General features: G+C 46.1%; 4 protein-coding genes. 2 read left to right on the forward strand and 2 right to left on the reverse strand.

What is annotated here, in order from left to right; translation table 11 throughout:
* Positions 1–97: 97 nt before the first annotated feature.
* Entirely contained in the window at positions 98–1,207 is a 1,110-nt protein-coding gene (locus VIP81_RS12145; RefSeq protein WP_331960535.1) for a hypothetical protein, read from the reverse strand.
* A gap of 152 nt (positions 1,208–1,359) precedes the next feature.
* On the opposite strand from VIP81_RS12145, the gene VIP81_RS12150 reads away from it, so the two are divergent.
* Positions 1,360–1,917, forward strand: coding sequence for an RNA polymerase sigma factor (locus VIP81_RS12150; protein WP_331960538.1), 558 nt, complete (start codon positions 1,360–1,362; stop codon positions 1,915–1,917).
* A 3-nt stretch (positions 1,918–1,920) separates the two neighbouring features.
* On the forward strand, positions 1,921–2,655 hold the full coding sequence (locus tag VIP81_RS12155) for a hypothetical protein (RefSeq protein ID WP_331960541.1): 735 nt from the start codon (positions 1,921–1,923) through the stop codon (positions 2,653–2,655).
* 2 nt (positions 2,656–2,657) lie between these two features.
* Here the strand turns inward: VIP81_RS12155 and VIP81_RS12160 are convergent, their stop codons facing one another.
* Positions 2,658–3,122 (reverse strand): VOC family protein, encoded by a 465-nt coding sequence (locus VIP81_RS12160; RefSeq protein ID WP_331960544.1) that lies wholly within the window; start codon positions 3,120–3,122, stop codon positions 2,658–2,660.
* Positions 3,123–3,223 lie beyond the last annotated feature (101 nt).

Consider the following 3,223-nt stretch of genomic DNA (forward strand, 5'->3'; position numbering starts at 1 on the left):
ATATAAATAAATATTATATAAAATGAGCAATAAGTCAACCGGGTTGATTGACTTATTGCTTTTCAGTTTGGAGTAAATGTAAACGGATAACAGGCCGTTATTTCGAATTCATGCTGGTGATCAATGCGAGCAGGCCAGCAGCATCAACGGGTTGTAGGTTAAAGCTTATGGTTGTATAGTCGTCACCTGCGGCTGGTGTGCCGATGATAGTCGTTTTTTGTTCTGCATAAAACTGTCCGCCGATAGCGCTGATAGCGAGGAAGGTACCTTCCAGTCCTACCGGGATAGAAGTCTGATAGCTATGAAATCCTTCCTTACCTGCCGGGGGCACCATAATTACGTTATAGAATTTCACCAGGGTATTGAAGTTTTTAGGTTTGAAAAACAGCATGCTGGGTTGTTCGCCACCGTAGCTCACATTGGTTTCCGGGTTGAAATAATTGGTGAAATAACCCATCACCGTAGTTTTCGGATTCGGCATGTTGGCCAGTCCATCGCAGTTCACCCAGCGGATCAGGCTATCCAGGCGGAAGTCCATGGTACCGGTAGAAGTATTAAACAAGGCAAAGCTGTTCTGTACCTGGTTCCAGAGTACCCCTTTGGACACGTTTTGTTGGGTAGTAATGGTGACCGGCTGATTAATGTAGTTGAATCCGTATTGTGTGAATGTCACCGTGGTATCTCCGGTCCACATTGGCACTTCTTTCATCCCATTGGGGCCACCGGCATTATCGCGTGGTTTTGCAGGCACCTGTACACGAACGCCAGGACCAGTGTCATTCTTCGGTCGCAGGGAAAGGTCCTGATTGTTCTGGGTAACTTTTACAAAAAACTCCCCATAAGACACCAGTAGTTTGCCATCCGCTGTCATCGTCGGTTTGTCCGACAAAATCATATCGCTCACTTCTCTCATTTCCTTGATGCTGATATCTACATTGCCATATGCACTCACTCCACCAGCGGTGATAAAAGCGTCTCTCGGGATAGTGAATTTTGTGCCGCTTTTGGTAGTGATCACCCCACCAGTGCCTGCATCTATAGTAAAGTGCTCAAATTTCGGTGCATGGCTGCCCAGCAGCTCTGACAACATTTTGCCGTCCAGTCCTTTTTCAGGCGCCACTTCCTGGCTGTTATTCTTTTTACAGGAGGAGATGGCCATCGCGGCGGCTACTAAGCAGGTAATCGTTTTTAAAGAGATAGTTTTCATAAAAATATTTTTTTGTTGAGTAATGTTTTCGCTTGTTTGATAGTAGATCAACATGCTTTTTATTTTGTTACCCCCCTTTTGATAATATTTTTTTAGAAAGATGTATTTTTAGTCATGGCATGTTCCTATCCACCAATGCAAATCAATCCCAGATGAGTACTCACCCCGATCAGCGATACCTTGATGGCCTGTTAAGGAACGATACCCGCCTGGTACAGGAAATTTATGAGCGCTTTGCCGGAAAAATCAAACACCATATCCTGCAGCACCAGGGTACGGAAGATGATGCGGCAGATATTTTCCAGGAGTCTATTATAGATGTATATAACCAGGCAAAATATAAGCAACTGCAGCTCACCTGTCCTTTTGAGCCCTTCTTTTTGCTGATTTGTAAAAGGAAATGGCTGAATGAGATAAAAAAAAGGGGGCGTCAGCCGGTAACAAAAAGACTGGATGATTTATATGAAGTAGGGGAAGATGTATTTGCTGCGGCTGAACAGGTGTTAAAGGAAGAAGCGCAGGCAGGTATGTTTCTGGCCCAGTTTGAAAGGCTGGGAGAGAAGTGCCGGGAAATACTCCGGCAATCGCTTACCGGCGAGGCTCAGGAAAAAATTGCGGCCGCCATGGGTGTTACCTATGGCTATCTCCGGAAAAAGAAATCCGAGTGCATGGCTACGTTGTTATCATATATTCAGGCTCAGAAAATTTAGTGTATGGCTGCTTATAATAATGAAGATATCATCCGTTACGAGGATGGCGACATGTTGCCGGAAGAACGGCAGCAATTTGAAGCGGCTTTGCAGGAAGATCCTGCGCTGGCAGCTACCCTGGCACAGTACCGGGAGCTAAGCGCCACACTGTCCGACCGTTTGCGGCCGGATCTCCACCGGGATGCACTGAAAGCCACCCTACTGGCACAACGAAACACTCATTTCGGTCGTAAGGGTAAAGTAGTCGCCATGAAGAAATATTTCACTGCTATAGGCGCTGCAGCCGCTATACTGGTGGGTATCATGCTATTCCGCTTTTATTCCCACGACGCCGACTATATGGAAACATATGGCAACATTGAAATGCAGGTAGCCGCAGAGCGGGGAAATAACGCAGATAGTCTGTTACAGTCTGCCGCCCTTTATTTTAACGAGAAGGCATACACGAAAGTGATTCCTTTGCTGGATGCTTATCTCAAAACCGACAGCAGCAGCCAGATGGCGCTTTATTATAGGGGCGTGGCCGCCACCCATACCGGCGAAACGCCCGCAGGGCTGGCAGACCTTAAAAAAGTATATGAAGGGGAATCTGTTTTTAAATATGATGCCGCTTTTTACATAGCACTCTACTATGCCCAGCAACAAAACAAAAAGGAAGCATTGGCCTGGCTGAAATTAATTCCTGCCGATGCCGCCGCCGCCGCTAAAGCCGCTGCCCTTGAAAAAGACCTGAAATAAACTTAGTATTTATCATCGTTGATTTCCACCCAGTAGCCATCCGGATCACGCAGGTAAATCTGCTGTACGCCGTCTACTCTTTTGGTCACCGCTCCCACTTTGCCGGGCCAGTCTTCATAAGCGATGTTGTGCTGTTTCAGTACTTCCAGCATGTCTTTCATCGAAGGAACACTGAAACATAGGTGGGTGTTTTTATCATGCGCCGTGGCCTGAGCAGCCCCGGAAATAATATGTACCTGGGCATGTTCGCCTACCTTAAACCAGCTATGTCTGCCATCTTTAAATGGTTCCGGCATAGATTCCAGTCCTATAATATCGCGGTAGAAAACAGTGCTGCGTTCAAGATTCACCACGTACAGCGCCATATGGTTTAATGACGGATACTTCTTCGTTTGTCCATTCATGTTAGTGGAAATGCCAGTGAGTGCCAGGAGCAAAAGGCATCCGGATAATAAGAATTGTTTCATAATAACAAGATAATCACCCGGATTGATAAGTGCAACTAGTTGGCGGCCTTAAACGCTACAGATTCAATAATAACATCCAGTTTTTTTAATGCGGGCATATC

Source organism: Chitinophaga sp., from assembly GCF_036566945.1.
Taxonomy (GTDB): Bacteria; Bacteroidota; Bacteroidia; order Chitinophagales; family Chitinophagaceae; genus Chitinophaga.